Source organism: Nostoc sp. ChiQUE02 (assembly GCF_034531305.2).
Lineage (GTDB): Bacteria > Cyanobacteriota > Cyanobacteriia > Cyanobacteriales > Nostocaceae > Nostoc.
Genome location: NZ_JAVRBN020000001.1, coordinates 326739 through 343501 on the forward strand (window position 1 = coordinate 326739; position 16763 = coordinate 343501).

Consider the following 16763-nt stretch of genomic DNA (forward strand, 5'->3'; position numbering starts at 1 on the left):
CGTTGGAGTATTAGGAATAGAGCATTGGGCATTAATGATTATAAATTCACGCCGTATGCAACTTTTACTTAAACGGATACAAGCCCCTAAATTTATTTATGGGGATTGTTAATTTTGAATTTTGAATTTTGAATTCGGAGCGAAGCGACGTGACTGCTGCTGTATTCCTAGAAAACGTCTACAAGTTTTACAACAATGTACCTGTAGTCAATGACCTATCATTCAAAATTGAAGCGGGGGAGATATTTGCTCTACTTGGCCCGAACGGTGCGGGTAAATCAACCACAATTCGGATGCTGACTACACTAACGAAACCGTCCCAGGGACGGATAGAAGTAGGTGGATATGATGTGACGAGCCAAGCAATGTTGGCAAAACAGAGTATTGGCGTAGTCTTGCAACAAACCAGTGTGGATAACGATTTAAGCGTCTGGGAAAATATGGAATTGCACGGGAGACTACATCATATTAGTAACCCGCAGCGACAAAAACTGATTAATCAATGGCTAGAGTATGTTGAGCTAGCAGAAAAACGTGATGATTTGGTAAAAACCCTGTCTGGGGGTATGAAACGACGGTTGCAGATTGCGAGAGCTTTATTGCATCAACCGCAAATTTTGTTTTTGGATGAGCCAACGGTAGGACTAGACCCCCAAACCAGGCGACGCCTCTGGGAAATTATTCGGGATTTGAATAAACAAGGGATGACGATGCTACTGACGACCCATTATATGGATGAGGTCGAATTTTTATGCGATGCCTTTGGCTCTACCAAGCCCGGACGCATCGGTATTATGGATAGCGGTAAGCTAATTTCTTTGGGAACTTTACAACAGCTGCGTTCTGCTCACGGTGAAGGTTTGGTAATGAAGCAATTAGGTGTGTCTGAAGTGGGAAGTGATGGCGTTCGTAGTTGGGAATATCTGTTTTTCCCATCCTTGGAAGCAGCGAATATCTACTTGAATGAACAGCCCGATAAAACCGGAATGATGGTGCGTCCCTCTAACCTAGAAGATATTTTTGTGGAATTAACGGGACGCCAGTTAGATTAACCTCATCCTCCTAACTGTCGCAGCATGGTTTCTACCCTTTCTACGCCATCTAAGTCATTGCGCCGCTTGTACAAGTCGCGGGCTTTCTGAAGTAAGCTGTTCGCTTGTTTGGTTTGTCGTCGCTGTTTATACATTGAACCCATCAACTCATAGGTCTGGGCGTTGTTTTTATCCAACTCGATTGCTTGTTGGTATGCCCAGGTAGCAGCAGTATAGTCTCCCATCCGAGACTGCGTCACAGCCAATCCTAAATAGGCGTTAACGTTGTTACGGTTCAGCTGTATGGCACGACGGTAGCCTTCCTTTGCTCCAGCTGTGTCGCCCAAATTCGCTTTAATGTAACCCACAGCGTAGTAAAAATCACTATTGTTAGGGTTGATGCCGATCGCCCGACGATAAGCTGTTAATGCTGCTTGGTAATTTCCCTGTTGAGCGTATAAGTAACCAATACCTGAATGAATTTTTGCATTCTTGGGATCTATTTTAGCTGCTTGCTGATAAACAGCGATCGCACCACCATAATCGCCCGTATCCACTAACCTCCGTCCTTCTTCTAATAGTTGCTTTAACTCTGGATTTTTAGCTTGCGCCACTAATACCTGAGCCTGAGCCACCGAAGGTATGGTGAAGGTAAAACATCCTAGTAACACCACACTAAACACGAATGATGTTGGCTTGTACACAGTAAATTTCCTGAAATTTTAGAGGACTTTTTTTCTTGTACATTAAAACAAAAATATGGACTTTTGAAAACTGTATTTCTTCGTATTAATTAAGATATGAATAGCTCATCTACTTTTTCCTTTACAATCAGCACGATATAACAGAGTTTTCACTGAAGAATGAAGTATCAACTATCAAGGAGCAGATGAAGTTACGCTACATATAAAATCAGTACAACCACAAAATGACACCTTTTTTAACCAGTAGTTATACGTGTTACCCGGCAAATCCCAACAAGCATCTGACTTAATCCTATATGTTGATGCGCCAAGCCTACAAGGTTTGACATTCATTCCTGTTTTTTCTTTTATTTAATAATTTGCTGACTCTGTATCCAATTTTCCTCAAAGTTTTAGTCTTTTCTACTACCCTTTGGAAAGCTAGCATTTAGGCGTTTAGATCATTTTTGCTCATTACACGGTAAGATAAATTCAACAAGCAAAATGTTCCTTTAATTTATAATTTATTAAGACAATACTAGTGAGACCACAGTTGCTATGGCGTTTGGCGATCGCAATCTAAAATTATGTCAGAGGATGTTTATCAAACCTGTGTTCTGTAATCAAACTTACAATTACTAAAGTATTTTGCTCAACATCTCAATAATAAATATCAACTTATATCCTATCTAGGAGATTAACTTATGATTATAACTACCACTGATGTGATTCAAGGAGCCGTTATTGAGTCCTATTTAGGCATTGTGACAGCAGAAGTAGTCTACGGCAGCAATTTCTTGCGGGACTTTTTGGCTGGTATCAGAGATATTATCGGTGGACGCACTGGTAGCTATGAGCGCCTATTTGAGCAGGGTCAACGCAAAGCACTAGAAGAATTAGAACAACGAGCACAACGTTTAGGAGCAAATGCTGTGATTGGTATTGAAATTGATACTGGCACAATCAATATTGACCAGTCAGGAGTTCTTTTATTGATTACTGCCACAGGCACTGCTGTGAGGATGCGTTAATCTTTTATCGTTTTATCGGCTGTCTAATTACTTTGTTAGGATTTTTGCATAAAGGTTACAAACTTTTGTATTAAGTCTAATTTTTTAAAATTCAGATGAGTCATCATAGCAGTTAATAACTATATTTTAAGTTAAGAATTTATATAAAAAGCTCTAGTAAATCATTAAATAATAAATAAATGCAGAGTTGTATTAAAAATTGTTAAATACGTTTGTTTTTTCTCACTAAAGATAGAGTAATTAAATATTTCTATTGATAGATATAAAAGCAGATGCTTTAGTTATTTAATTTTAAGCATAAACAAGAATATACCTGAGCAAAAACTTTGCTGAAACAGCACTGGAGAACATAAGCTATGTCATACGTAAATCGGGCAGGTGATAACGTTATTTCTACTGAGCCTGTGGTAGCTGGCCGAGTAGCTGAATATCACGATCTTGTTCGCTGGGGACCGATTATTGCCGGTTTGTTGGTTGCTTTAGCTACTCAATTAATTTTAAGCGCTATAATTGGTGCTGTTGCAGCAGGTGCAGTTGAAAGTTCAGGTGCACCTAGATCAATTGCCCCTAACGCTGCGGGTAATGCGGGGCTTTGGTCAACTATTGCTTTACTAATTTCCCTATTTACTGGTGGTTGGGTGACAGCCCGTGCTTGTGGCCCAATGAACCGCAATACAGCTCTTCTTAACGGTGCAATTCTTTGGGCAACAACTTTGGCAGTTAGCTCGTGGCTATTTGCAAGTGGAGTATCTGGTGCTTTTGGCGTTGCTGCTTCCAACGCTGGGGAAGTGATAAACCAGGTACAACAGCAAGGTGGTGCCCCCAATATACCGCGAACCAACGTAACTGCTCAAGAAGCTCGTCAGATTGCAGCAAATGTCCGTTCGGGATTGTGGTGGTTTGTGTTTGGTTCCTTGTTGAGTTTAGTAGCCGCAATGATGGGATCTGTAGCTGGTGCTCGTAGTCCCCGAACTAACAATTACAATCCTTAAAGAATTGTCTGAAAAATCAAATGTTATTTATTTTAAATAAAAGCACCTTCAAAAAAGGTGCTTTTTGTTTTTTATTTAAGACTGACGTTTGTAGCGTCCAATTAATTCTGCCGTTGCCAAAATATGAGTATCAATTGCTGCTAAAAGTTGGCTTTTGCTAGCACCTGCTGCTAAACCCAACTTTTTATCTATGGCATAAAGTTTAAAAAAGTAGTGATGGATGCCACTGGGAGGACATGGGCCGCCGTAACCAAACTTGCCAAAATCGTTTTTGCCCTGTACTCCGCCATTGGGTAGAGTTTCTACAGCCGCTATATGTTCTGGTAATTGGCGAACTGTAGCTGGAATGTCGTAAACAACCCAATGAACAAATGTCTGTCTGGGTGCATCAGGATCATCAACAATTAATACTATGCTTTCTGTTCCTATGGGAACTTCATCCCAGATGATGGGTGGGGAAATATCTTCACCGTCACAGGTGTATTTAGCAGGAATTAAATCATTAGCTTCAAAGGCACTACTTTCTAATTTCATGGTTTTCACCTCCTTTTTAGATTGACCACTACTGCTAGTGGTGATTAGGGTATTGTCATTCCCAACAGAATTACAACTAACTAGAGATAATTCTGCTAATCCAAATATAGCGATGCTATGGCCTAGAAAAACTCGCCTTCCATTTATCATCAAGTATCCACTAGATTAGGGATTTATTTTGTTGTACCAGTACTAGGTTAGTGCAATTGCAAAAACAAATATTTTTCAATATTTGTTTCTTATATATCTATAATTCTGTTGGATTCAATTTACTATAGGGTTTCTAAAATATACATAAATTTCACCATTCTTTATATAGTCAATTTTCTACTAAATAGTAACTTTAGTTGTATATCCGAAGTTGAGTATCAGTATTGAATGTTTCTTTCTAAAGGCTCATGAATATAAAATATTTGATTAGCTAAATTGAAAAAGTCAATGAATTGATGAAATGGAAAACCCAGATCGGGTTTTGACTTGCTAAAAAAGCAAAAACTTTAGTTAGTTATAAGGAGTACTATCATGGCAGACACAAGCAAACGTGGTTTTGCCTCAATGGATGATGACAAGCAGCGCGAAATAGCAAGCAAGGGCGGACAAGCTGCCCATGAGAAGGGTACCGCCCACGAATTTACATCTGAAGAAGCTCGTGAAGCTGGGCACAAAGGTGGTGAAGCTGTAAGTCAGGATAGAGAACACATGGCTGAAATCGGTCGTGAGGGTGGTAAGAGTTCTCACCGCGGTGGTCAGAATGAAGATAATGATGATGTTGATAATGCCGATAATGAAGAAAAGAGTACTCAAGGAGGCACACGAGAACAACATTCTAAGGCAGGGCGGCAGAGTCACAAAAATAAATAGACTCATCGGCGGCTACTTAAAAGATTCTCATTCCAATATTCGACTTTAGCCAAAATTGCTAAAATATCTTATCTACTAATATCGCGCTTCTAAAAAACAAAAATGTTTCTTAGAAGCGCGATATTTTGGATGGTTATTTTTTATAAGTAAATGAGATTAAAACTTTACTCCTACATTTCACCATTTCAGGTATGAACCTTCAATGCCCTGTTCACGTCGAATTTTGCCATCTTTTTCAAACCAGGCAATTACTTGCTGTGTTGTCAAATCTTCAATAGCAACTCCGTACTCTTGGGCGATATGCTTCAAAAGTTTAAGTGATGAAATTGTCAATCGCGTTAAAAACTTTTCTGGGGAAGACAACAAAGCGGCGTCTACTTTTGCTGACTCTTCCAGGGTTAAAAATTGTGTTGATGGTTGCTGTGGTGGTACATCCATAAATGCTATCTCAGGAACTTAGTTGATTATTGATAATGGGTAATTGCTATTCAGCTATTATCCATTACCGAAGCTAGATGTAAAACCGAGTTTATTTATGAGAATTTTGCTGGCGAGCTTGTACCAAATAGCCACAACGATGTTCGCCATCAATAATCCAGTGGGTGCGTTCTACGGTACAATCTGGTAATACGGCTGCAAACATTTCTAATTCATGACCACAGATGCTGGGGAAAGACTCGGCAACGTTGGAAATGGCGCAGTTATGCTCCATTAAGATAAAGCGATCGCACTCAAAGGAGTCATTCACATCAACGGGGTGACACTCCGCCATGAAGCCTTCCGCTTTTCTCAACTCTACTAAGTTGGCTACACGTTCTCGCAGTGAACCGTTACCGACGCGATCGCGGTATTCTTTGGCTTTGCGCTGCCACTGTTTCTCTAAAATCGATTTAAATTGGTCGTGTCCTACCGTTTCGGCTAAGGTGTCTAGCAACGAAACCGCAAAATTTCCGTGGCCATCACCAAAGCGATCGCTCATTGTTCGGTGCAAGCGATCGCGTCCTTGACGACTCAGTTGATAAAGATGCTGCGGACGCCCCATCCCCGCCGCCTGCACTGATGTTGCATACAAAACTAGCTCCTCCGTCTCCAAATCTTTGAGATGGCGACGAATCGCTTGCGGGGTAACGTCTAAAACTTCAGCTAGCTCCAAAGCCGTTGCTTTTTCGTGTTTGTGCAGATACTCTAGGATATCTTGCTTGGTTGAGGACTGGTGGGTAGTCGCCATCTTCATGTGGTGCGAGACGTTCAGCGAACGTCCCAAAAATTTCTTTGAAAATTTGACTTTGACAACATTGTTGTTGTTAATCTAGCGTAAAATGAAGATAGGTTAAACAACAATGAAGTTGTTTTAGTCTCCACCACTATTCTAGCAGCCGTGTAACCATTCCGTAACGGGAGATGGGAATCGGTTAGCCGCAGCCCGTCTCCCATCCTAAAAGAGTTCCGAACACGAGAGATTATTACTGATGAGTGCCACTGTCAAAACCTTAGTCAACCAACCCTACAAGTACGGCTTTGTCACCGATATTGAAGCCGACACTATTCCGCGTGGACTAGACGAGGACGTTGTTCGCTTGATCTCCTCTAAGAAGAACGAGCCGCAGTTCATGCTGGACTTTCGCCTCAGAGCTTATCGCCAGTGGCAAAAAATGACAGAACCAACTTGGCCTAATGTCAAGTATCCGCCAATTAATTATCAGGATATCATTTACTACTCAGCGCCAAAACGCAAGAAAGAAAAACTAAACAGCTTGGATGAAGTTGATCCAACCCTTTTAGAAACCTTTGAGAAGTTAGGCATTTCCCTATCTGAACAGAAGCGGCTGGCAAATGTTGCCGTTGATGCAATTTTCGATAGCGTCTCTGTCGCCACTACATTTAAAGAAAAGCTAGCGGAAGATGGTGTTATTTTCTGTTCGTTTTCCGAAGCGTTACAAGAACACCCAGAACTAATCAAAAAATATTTGGGTAGTGTTGTTCCCATCGCTGACAATTATTTTGCCGCCTTGAACGCCGCCGTATTTAGCGATGGTTCTTTTGTATACATTCCTAAAGGCGTGAAATGCCCAATGGAACTGTCTACCTACTTCCGCATCAACTCTGGTGACACGGGACAATTTGAGCGGACTTTGATTGTCGCCGAAGAAGGTAGTTATGTTTCTTACCTTGAAGGTTGCACCGCACCGATGTATGATAGCAACCAATTGCACGCCGCAGTTGTGGAACTCGTTGCCCTCGACAACGCCGAAATTAAATACTCCACTGTACAAAACTGGTACGCTGGCGATGCTAATGGTAAAGGCGGTATTTATAACTTCGTCACCAAGCGCGGTTTGTGTCAAGGCGTAAATTCCAAGATTTCCTGGACTCAAGTAGAAACAGGTTCGGCAATTACTTGGAAATATCCTAGCTGTGTGTTGGTGGGTGATAACTCTGTGGGTGAGTTTTACTCGGTGGCGTTGACAAATCATCAGCAGCAAGCCGATACCGGCAGTAAGATGATTCACGTTGGTAAGAATACCCGCAGTACAATTATTTCTAAAGGAATCTCCGCAGGTAATTCTAGTAATAGCTACCGGGGTTTGGTGAAAGTCAACCCGACTGCGAAAGGGGCGAGAAATTATTCCCAGTGTGACTCAATGCTGATTGGGGATAATGCCCATGCCAACACTTTCCCCTACATCCAGGTGCAAAATAACGGTGCGAAGGTGGAGCATGAAGCTTCTACTTCCAAGATTGGGGAAGATCAATTATTCTACTTTGCTCAACGGGGTATTTCTTCAGAAGATGCCATTTCGATGATGATTAGCGGCTTCTGTAAGGATGTTTTCAATCAGCTACCGATGGAGTTTGCTGTGGAAGCTGATAAGTTGTTGAGTTTGAAGTTGGAAGGCAGTGTTGGATAGCCCTTGTAGTCAGCATTTTAGTGCTGGGAAATCGCTAGGAACTGAAAAAATTAACGCTTGTAGTCAGCACTTTAGCGCTGGAGAAAAGCGCTAAAGCGTTTACTACGAACTAAAAAAGAAGAGAGAGAACATGATTATTGAAAATAGTGAAATTGTCCTGTCAGTAAAGAATCTGACGGCTAATGTTGATGGGACACCAATTCTCAAGGGAGTAAATCTTGAGGTGCGATCGGGTGAAATCCATGCGATTATGGGGCCGAATGGTTCTGGTAAGAGTACCTTTTCTAAGGTGTTGGCTGGACATCCGGCGTATGAGGTAACTGGCGGTGAAGTGATTTTTCAGGGACAAAATCTGCTGGAGTTGGAACCAGAAGAACGCGCCAGAAGTGGTGTGTTTTTGGCGTTTCAGTATCCGTTAGAAATTCCGGGTGTGAGCAATTTGGATTTCTTGCGAGTGGCGTACAATTCCCGTCGCAAGGCGCAAGGTTTAGAAGAAATAGACGCTTTTGATTTTGACGATTTGATTGAGGAAAAGCTGGATGTAGTGAAGATGAATGCCAGCTTTCTCAGTCGGAGTCTGAATGAAGGGTTTTCTGGTGGCGAGAAGAAGCGGAATGAAATTCTGCAAATGGCGCTGCTGGAACCAAAGTTGGGAATTTTGGATGAGACTGATTCGGGTTTGGATATTGACGCGCTCCGAATTGTGGCGAATGGGGTAAATCAACTAGCAAGTCCAGAAAATTCTACAATTTTGATTACTCACTACCAACGATTACTCGATTATATTGTGCCTGATTTTGTGCATGTGATGGCACAAGGGCAGATTATTACGAGTGGTGGTAAAGAACTGGCGCTGGAATTAGAGTCTCGCGGTTATGACTGGGTACTGGAAGAATTTGCTGCTGCTGAGGTGGGTGTGTAATGAGTATTCAAGTATCTCCCAGCCCAATACCTAATTCAAATGCAGTCAGTTTGACATCGATGTTAGATAGAGATGATTATCTGACTGGCTTATTAAATCAAGTAACTGCAACAAAAACAGAAGGTTGGTTGCAGGATTTACGCCAAAGTGCTGCTAATTGGGTACGTCACTCGATTATCCCCACCACCCGCGAGGAAGAATGGCGATTTACTGATTTGTCGTCTCTGCGAAAGGTGCAATTTAATGTAGAGGCGGGAAATTTTGCGTCTTTGCAATTTGATATTTTGCCAGAAGCGGCTAATAGTCGTTTGGTATTTGTTAATGGCGTTTTTGCGCCGGATTTATCAGCAGTTACAGATTTGCCATCTGGAATTGTGGTGAGTAATTTGGCTGGTTTGTCTGTGGTTGAGCAGGAAGGTGTACAGCAGTATTTAGCTCAAGCTGAGGGAGCGCAGGAAGTTTTTACTGCTCTCAATACGGCTGGGATAACTGATGCAGCTGTGGTGTGGGTGAAGAAGAATGTGGTAGTTGAGACGCCAATTCATCTGGTATTTATTTCGGCTGCGGGTGAGAGTGCGACGATTTCACAGCCACGTTGTTTGGTGGTGGCGGAAAGTGGTTCGCAGGTGAGTTTGGTTGAAGAGTATACGAACCGCAGAAGCTCAGAGAAAGAGGGAATATATCTCACCAATGCAGTTACGGAAATTTGGATTGCTGACAATGCCGAGGTGAGTCACACTAGGGTTGAGCAAGAAGGTGCAGAGACTTTTCATATTGGGAAAACTGCGATCGCACAAGCTCGTGATAGTCGATATACTTGTCATGCCATAACCTTAGGTGCAAAGCTTTCACGGCACAATTTGGAGATTTTGCAAACTGGTGAGCAAACCCAAACGACTCTCAATGGTTTGACGATAATTTCTGGTAAGCAGTTGGCAGATACTCACAGTGCGATCGCACTCAACTATCCCCACGGTACAAGTGAGCAATTGCATAAATGTATTGTAGGCGATCGCGCTCATGCGGTGTTCAATGGTAAAGTTTTTGTACCCAAACCAGCGCAGTTGACAAATGCAGCCCAGTTGAATCGCAATTTGCTGCTATCATCGAAAGCCAGAGTTGATACCAAACCCCAATTGGAAATTACAGCGGATAATGTAAAGTGCGCTCACGGTGCTACCGTTAGCCAATTGGAAGATGATGAAATATTTTATCTGCAAAGTCGGGGAATTGATGAAAACGATGCTCGGAAGTTGTTAATTAACGCCTTCGCCGCTGAGGTTATCAACCAAATACCAATTCTCTCTCTGCGAGAAATCCTTTTAAACACAGTCAATAATCTTAAGTCTATGACTAATGACTAATGACTAATACTTCTCTACGAGAGGCTGCGCCAACGGCTTACCTCGGCTCCCCTCGGCACGAGTCGCTCAGTACAACTGATTAATGACTAATAACTAATCTACCAATGACTTTCACTCCTACCAAAACCCTTGCTGATAAAGTTCGCGCTGACTTTCCAATATTGCATCAGGAAGTCAATGAGAAAACCTTAGTTTATCTAGATAATGCTGCAACATCGCAAAAGCCTTTGTTCGTATTAAATACCCTGCGGGATTATTACGAGCAATATAATGCTAATGTACATCGCGGTGCCCATACCCTGAGTGCTAAAGCTACCGATGCTTATGAAGGTGCTAGAGATAAAGTTGCCAAATTCATCAATGCTGCATCGCGTCAGGAAATCGTCTACACCCGCAATGCAAGTGAGGCGATTAACCTAGTAGCCTACAGTTGGGGAATGAATAATTTGCAGCCGGGAGATGAGATTATTCTCTCGGTAATGGAACACCACAGTAATATTGTACCTTGGCAATTGGTGGCGCAAAAAACGGGTGCAGTACTTAAATTTGTGGAACTGACACCAGAAGAAACTTTTGATTTGGAACAGTTTAAAAAGCTGATTTCCGAAAAGACAAAACTAGTGTCGGTGGTGCATATTTCTAATGCTTTGGGTTGTATTAACCCAGTGGAAGAAATTGGTGCGATCGCTCACAAATATGGTGCTAAATTCTTAGTTGATGCTTGTCAGAGTGTTCCCCACTTCCCTGTCGATGTACAGCAGATAGATTGTGATTGGTTGGTAGCATCCGGTCACAAAATGTGCGCCCCAACTGGGATAGGATTTTTGTATGGCAAGTTGGAATTGTTAGAATCAATGCCGCCATTTTTTGGTGGTGGTGAGATGATTGCAGAGGTATATTTAGACCATTCTACTTACGCAGAATTACCGCATAAATTTGAAGCTGGTACACCTGCAATTGGAGAAGCGATCGCACTTGGTGCTGCGATAGATTATCTTAGCAGTATCGGCATGGATAAAATCCACGCCTACGAAGCAGAATTAACAGCTTATTTGTTCCAACAATTGGAGCAAATTCCCCAAATTAGAATTTATGGCCCCAAACCAAATCCTAAAGGGGAAGGTAGAGCCGCTCTTGCGTCGTTCACAGCCGGAGAAGTCCACGCTAACGACTTATCTACATTATTAGATCAAGAAGGCGTTGCTATCCGTTCTGGACACCACTGCACACAACCATTACACCGTTACTTAGGTCTTGCTGCAACCGCACGAGCAAGTCTATCTTTCTACAATACCCGCGAGGAAATTGATATTTTCATCAAAGCACTGAAAGAAACTCTCGACTTTTTTGCAGGTTTCCTTGCTTAAAGTTACAAAATATTCAGATACTAATTGTGCCAATTATTAGCAATCTATCTTGCTAATAGTTGGCACAATTTAATTATTTGGAGTTTAATGAACGTGAGGCAATAACATTCATAAAATTTATAGTATTGTCATCACTATAACTAACTGGAAGTTCCTCAAGCTCATTGGGTAAGTGCTTGAAATTGATTTGGACGAGTATTATATTAATAATATATGTAAAATCATCGGGATTTTATCTAACATCCTGATAGAAAAAGGATTGCAATATGCTTGTTAAGTCAACCCTTGCAGAACAAAGAACAGTCTTACACAACGTTAGCTGGGAAACCTTTGAAGCCTTGCTGAGAGATACGGGTGAGCATAGAGGTTCTCGGTTTGCTTACGACTGCGGTATTTTAGAAATTATGACCCCACTTTTTGAACACGAAAATCCTAAAATTCAGTTTGACCGATTTATATTCGCTTTAGCTGAAGAAGTGGGAGTAGAAATTAAAAGTGCTGGTTCTACAACACTGAAGCGAGATTAGCACTTCGAGGTATAGAACCAGATAACTGCTATTATATACAAAATGAATTGAAAGTCAGAGGTAGGGTAACGCTAAGTTTAGAAACAGATCCGCCGCCTGACTTAGCAATTGAGATTGACATTACCAGCAGTTCAGTTAACAAATTAGGGATTTATTCAGCGTTGGGTGTAACTGAACTTTGGAGATATAATGGGCAGGATTTAAAATTTTATCAGCTAATAGAGGGGGAATATGTTGAGTGTAAGTTTAGTATTGCTTTTCCTCTAGTATCAGTGAGTGAAATAAGCAGATTTATTGAGCAAAGTAAAAGTATGGGAGAAATTGCTTTGCTTAAATCATTTCGCGCTTGGGTGCGGGATAAATTAGGGTAGATTGGTGAATATTTGTACTGTAAAGACTGTACAAAACCATTAAAATATGAATAAAAAAGTAATTTTTTTGTTATAATATTCGGTCAATAAATAAGGTGGATTTATCCCACCTTACTAATTAGTATAAAAATTATTAAAAGCTTGAATGTATTAATTTAATCTTCTAACTGCACTTGGAGAAAGACGTTTACACAATTCTTCTTGCTCAACGCTATTAGCATAGCAAATATTAACTGGTATAGAGCCTTCTTCGACTGATTCTAAAGAATTTAACATCAACAAAGTAGGACGACGTTGAAGTTCATCTTTAAAGATTGTTGTTTCACCTGGTTGAAGTATAATTTCATCTACAGCAATTTTATTAGATTCATTTAGTTTTAATGAACCATCAAGTTGCTTGTAACTTTGATAAAAAACTTTTACAAATCTCTGAGAAACGTTTCCTGAATTTGTGATTGTACCTATTACATAAAAATATCTCTTTTTGCCAATATTCTCACTAATAATCTTAACCCTATCAATAGTCAAATTTTGTCTATTTGTGAAAGATATCGAGGGTAGATTCTGATTAGATTTAGATCCACATAAAGCCCCTAAGTCTATACTTCTACCATTTGCAGTTTGCCAATAACAAAGCGAATCAGCACTTACATTTTGTGCTAAGGCACTTCTAGGCTTTATGGACTGCGGCAAACCAATTTCCATACATATAAAGCTTAGGAGAAATACAAAAATATTTCTATAAACAGACTTATTCAGATGTAAAATCATAAAACCAGACCGATAATAGAGTAATTACAAATTCATTGTTACATAAGTAACATGATAGTTAAAGCAGAAAAACTACTTAAAGCTTATATAGATATAGCCATTATTAAAATGCATATATAGCTATATTCACTTAAAAAGCTTATTTGTATGTATAAATTACTATGCATTATTTTATTCTATTTTTTGCCCACAAGAAAAAGTGATCTTATCTTTACCCTCTAACCAGGTATTATCTTTCTTAGACGTGTGAGGATTACTAGATTGGCTAATATCGGCTCGAACTATCAGTTAATCAAAGCGATCGCACCCTAAAAAATCAACTCAATGAATCTGGATCTATCCCCAACTTCCGCAATTCTTCCGCCAGCCTTTGAGCGCGTTGTTCAGCAGTGGTAGCGCGTTGTTCGGCAGCAATAGCCCGTTCTTCTGGTGTTAAATATCTGACTCCTTTTTTGTCATACCAATACAACCAATCCCGCGTAATTCCTTGATAGGTTCCCCGTTCATAACCAATTGCTAAACCTATCTCTGATAACCAAACTAGATTTCCTGGCTGCAATACATATTCACCATTTACTAAGCGATAAACTTCTAAAGGTGGTTTTCTCCGGCGTTGGGGATTGTAGACAACATAATACAAAATCTCCATTTCAGCATAAAGTTTCTTTTTGCTGGTGTATTCCCCACGCCGTCTGTGAGAAACAACTTCTAATGCCATAATTGGCATCACCTTTTCTTCCCACAACACATAACTTAAACGCAAGTTCTCATCAAAAACTCGCTCAACTCCTAAACTTAAAAACCCATCGGGCACAATCGGCGGTAATTCGGGATCGTAATATATCCCCATATCAACACCAAAAAACCAATCCATTCGGTTTGTCCATAGCCAAGCTAAGATGGCTTCTAGCAAGCCCGGAATCAAATGTTGTAGTTGATTATCCACAGGTTCATCGTCAGAATCGGGCAGATCCTCGGCGGAGGGTAAGCAGTGCAATGGGTTGTAATTTAACATGGTGGGTGCGTAGGCATAGCCCGTCGTAGACATCGCAAACTTATAATATTGATGATATCTATCCACCTCTGACTTTTTCTTGCGATAATTCCCAAGGGGGACGCGCTCCCTACTGGTCAGTTAAAGGGGGATAGATGACACTCAAGCGGTTGATTTTAATTTTTGTGCTGACGCCGATAGCAGTTCTGTTGGCAGTTTCGTCTTTATTCGGTAGTTGGCAAGAACCTCAGTTTCAAAGTCGCCTAGAACTGTACCAAACCAATATTGCTCTACAAGCCCAAGCTTGGCAATCAGAAAATAGCAGCGATGACAATCTCCAGGGAATTCGGGAAGCAATACTTGGTGAGCAACCTCTGGAAAGTGCCACCAAGCAGTATCAAGAGGCGCGTCAATCAGTTCAAGCTAATTTAGACAAAGTTAACAACAAACTTGCACAATTACGCTCTCAACCTGAAATAACTCCCATACCTCCGAAACCTCTACCGGACGTTCCTCCCACTGCTAAAACTTCTAAACAGGGACAGCAACAGTTACAGCAGTCTTTTAAGCAATTACAAAAATTACTGGCTGAATTAGACCTGCGACTGGGAATTTTACAAGCACAGCAAGGACAGACGGATACAGCTCTCAAGACTTGGAGCCAATTACAACAACGCTCAGATATCAATCCAGAGTTTGGGGAAACCGCAGCTGTATTGAGTGGACTGTGGAGCAATCCTCCCCGTCTGCTCCAAAATGCTCAAGAACGGATTCAAAAGAATTTAGAAGGTTGGTTTCGCTCTACTGCTTTGGTTCAGCTATACCAACTCCAGCAACGACAAGACGCTTTATTAGCAGTTAAAACTTCACAGCAAGAATCTGCTGCTCAAGCAGTGCTGAAATTAGCTGTTATTGGCACTATTCCCACCTTGGCAGCATTAATTGGTCTAATATTGCTGATTTTCTTATTTGCTCAACGCTTGTTCAAAGGAAAAGCCTCGTTACTAGCTCAAAATGCTGATATCCCTTGGTCAACGCCTTGGGATGGTGAAACGATTTTGCAGGTTTTTGTTGTCGGCTTTTTCTTCATGGGGCAAATTTTTGTGCCTTTAGTGCTGTCGCTGCTCCCTATCCCGCGTCCCGTTGCTGATGTGCGGCTTCAGGCTTTTTATGTTTTAGTTAGTTACTTTCTGGTAGCATCGGGTGCGCTGTTAGTACTGTATTTCTCTCTCAAGCGCTTTTTTCCACTACCAGAATTTTGGTTTCGCTTTCGTTTTCAAGATAAGTGGTTTTTGTGGGGATTGGGGGGCTATTGCGCGGCTTTACCTATAGTTGTGGTGGTATCTTTGATCAATCAACAGCTATGGCAAGGACAGGGTGGTAGTAACCCGCTGTTGCAACTAGCACTGGAAAGCCAAGATGGTATAGCACTAGGCATATTTTTCTCCACAGCAGCGATCGCAGCTCCATTTTTTGAAGAAATTCTATTTCGCGGCTTTTTGTTACCCTCTCTGACTCGCTACTTACCCGTGTGGGGATCGATTCTAATCAGTAGTTTGTTGTTTGCGATCGCTCACCTCAGCTTGTCAGAAATTCTGCCCCTCACCGCATTGGGGATTGTGTTAGGCGTAGTTTACACGCGATCGCGCAACCTCCTCGCTCCTATGCTCCTCCACAGCCTCTGGAATAGTGGCACATTATTAAGTTTATTTGTCTTAGGTAGCAATTAGCACTAAAGTATTACTGTTGCCTAAAACAAAAATATTTGCTTTTATCTCCATAGGTAAGAACAATTTACTGGCTATAATTGGTTACAAGCATAAATACTAGCTGAAAACCCAATTAAGATAATGGCAAAAGCAGATCAAAGGATGCTGTTAACATAAACAACAAAGTATTTAGTTAACTATTTATTATCATTCGGTTGATTTTAGCCATTTTCGAGATGTTAATTATCTTCTTGAACCATTTTTAGCTGTCATAAATTTGATTGTAAATCCGTTTTGCGCTCATGGAAGTGAGAGGGATCGGCAACTGAGAGGAGGTTAGAAAGATATGGAAGATGCCTCTTGCACTTCTACATTCAACTAGCCTCGTATGGTGCGATGGCGTTTCACGCCCGCTGTCAGCGATGTCTACGACGGGCTACGCCTACGCAAAAAAGTCCGGAAATAATACTGATGGACTTGTAAAAAGTGGTGTATCAGCGCAGCTTTTGCTGATTATTGAGGTTCATTCTTCTCAAGATAAATGTCTTACCTAAAAATCTGCAAAACTGCTACACCAGGGTTTGTGATTATCAAATCCATCAAAGGTGATTAAGGAGCGCCAGATTTTCAGGCTACGCCGCAAGACATCTTAGCGTCCCTTCTGGAATAGAAGCACGCTGATTTTAATTATTCCTCT

15 protein-coding genes and 1 pseudogene are annotated in these 16763 nt (G+C 41.2%); 10 read left to right on the forward strand and 6 right to left on the reverse strand.

The features are described 5' to 3' along the window. Window positions 1–149 precede the first annotated feature (149 nt). A complete protein-coding gene (locus RM347_RS01485; RefSeq protein WP_322722320.1) occupies window positions 150–1052 on the forward strand; it encodes an ABC transporter ATP-binding protein in 903 nt (300 codons plus the stop codon). Between the two features lie 2 nt (window positions 1053–1054). On the opposite strand, the gene RM347_RS01490 is transcribed toward RM347_RS01485, so the two are convergent. Beyond that, window positions 1055–1735 carry a tetratricopeptide repeat protein gene (locus tag RM347_RS01490; protein WP_322722322.1) on the reverse strand — a complete coding sequence of 227 codons (681 nt, stop codon included), beginning with the start codon at window positions 1733–1735 and terminating at the stop codon, window positions 1055–1057. A gap of 683 nt (window positions 1736–2418) precedes the next feature. On the opposite strand from RM347_RS01490, the gene RM347_RS01495 reads away from it, so the two are divergent. Continuing rightward, complete coding sequence (locus tag RM347_RS01495) at window positions 2419–2745, forward strand: YbjQ family protein (RefSeq protein WP_196528493.1); 327 nt, start codon at window positions 2419–2421, stop codon at window positions 2743–2745. Between the two features lie 356 nt (window positions 2746–3101). After that, window positions 3102–3737, forward strand: a complete 636-nt coding sequence (locus RM347_RS01500; protein WP_322722323.1) for a hypothetical protein — start codon at window positions 3102–3104, stop codon at window positions 3735–3737. A gap of 75 nt (window positions 3738–3812) precedes the next feature. Here RM347_RS01500 and RM347_RS01505 read toward each other — a convergent pair whose 3' ends face one another. Then, complete coding sequence (locus RM347_RS01505) at window positions 3813–4271, reverse strand: YbhB/YbcL family Raf kinase inhibitor-like protein (protein WP_322722325.1); 459 nt, start codon at window positions 4269–4271, stop codon at window positions 3813–3815. A gap of 522 nt (window positions 4272–4793) precedes the next feature. On the opposite strand from RM347_RS01505, the gene RM347_RS01510 reads away from it, so the two are divergent. Continuing rightward, window positions 4794–5132 carry a KGG domain-containing protein gene (locus RM347_RS01510; protein ID WP_322722326.1) on the forward strand — a complete coding sequence of 113 codons (339 nt, stop codon included), beginning with the start codon at window positions 4794–4796 and terminating at the stop codon, window positions 5130–5132. A 177-nt stretch (window positions 5133–5309) separates the two neighbouring features. Here RM347_RS01510 and RM347_RS01515 read toward each other — a convergent pair whose 3' ends face one another. Together RM347_RS01515 and sufR are read right to left on the reverse strand one after the other, a co-directional pair. After that, window positions 5310–5570, reverse strand: a complete 261-nt coding sequence (locus tag RM347_RS01515; RefSeq protein ID WP_229484329.1) for a hypothetical protein — start codon at window positions 5568–5570, stop codon at window positions 5310–5312. A 91-nt stretch (window positions 5571–5661) separates the two neighbouring features. Next, on the reverse strand, window positions 5662–6360 hold the full coding sequence (gene sufR, locus RM347_RS01520; protein WP_322722458.1) for an iron-sulfur cluster biosynthesis transcriptional regulator SufR: 699 nt from the start codon (window positions 6358–6360) through the stop codon (window positions 5662–5664). 241 nt (window positions 6361–6601) lie between these two features. Here sufR and sufB point away from each other — a divergent pair, with 241 nt between their 5' ends. From sufB to RM347_RS01545, 5 genes and pseudogenes are all read left to right on the forward strand, one after another. Then, window positions 6602–8041, forward strand: coding sequence for a Fe-S cluster assembly protein SufB (gene sufB, locus RM347_RS01525; protein ID WP_322722329.1), 1440 nt, complete (start codon window positions 6602–6604; stop codon window positions 8039–8041). 130 nt (window positions 8042–8171) lie between these two features. Beyond that, a complete protein-coding gene (gene sufC / locus RM347_RS01530; protein ID WP_322722330.1) occupies window positions 8172–8963 on the forward strand; it encodes a Fe-S cluster assembly ATPase SufC in 792 nt (263 codons plus the stop codon). Beyond that, window positions 8963–10327 (forward strand): Fe-S cluster assembly protein SufD, encoded by a 1365-nt coding sequence (gene sufD, locus RM347_RS01535; protein ID WP_322722331.1) that lies wholly within the window; start codon window positions 8963–8965, stop codon window positions 10325–10327. The genes sufC and sufD overlap by 1 nt, the downstream gene beginning before the upstream one ends. A gap of 104 nt (window positions 10328–10431) precedes the next feature. Then, complete coding sequence (locus RM347_RS01540) at window positions 10432–11694, forward strand: cysteine desulfurase (RefSeq protein ID WP_322722333.1); 1263 nt, start codon at window positions 10432–10434, stop codon at window positions 11692–11694. 266 nt (window positions 11695–11960) lie between these two features. Next, window positions 11961–12592, forward strand: a pseudogene (locus RM347_RS01545) (Uma2 family endonuclease). A 150-nt stretch (window positions 12593–12742) separates the two neighbouring features. Here RM347_RS01545 and RM347_RS01550 read toward each other — a convergent pair. Further along, on the reverse strand, window positions 12743–13363 hold the full coding sequence (locus tag RM347_RS01550; protein ID WP_428850503.1) for a hypothetical protein: 621 nt from the start codon (window positions 13361–13363) through the stop codon (window positions 12743–12745). Window positions 13364–13679: 316 nt separating this feature from the next. After that, window positions 13680–14378 carry a Uma2 family endonuclease gene (locus RM347_RS01555; RefSeq protein WP_322722460.1) on the reverse strand — a complete coding sequence of 233 codons (699 nt, stop codon included), beginning with the start codon at window positions 14376–14378 and terminating at the stop codon, window positions 13680–13682. A 134-nt stretch (window positions 14379–14512) separates the two neighbouring features. Here RM347_RS01555 and RM347_RS01560 point away from each other — a divergent pair, with 134 nt between their 5' ends. After that, window positions 14513–16087 carry a CPBP family intramembrane glutamic endopeptidase gene (locus RM347_RS01560; RefSeq protein ID WP_322722335.1) on the forward strand — a complete coding sequence of 525 codons (1575 nt, stop codon included), beginning with the start codon at window positions 14513–14515 and terminating at the stop codon, window positions 16085–16087. The last annotated feature ends 676 nt before the right edge of the window (window positions 16088–16763 follow it).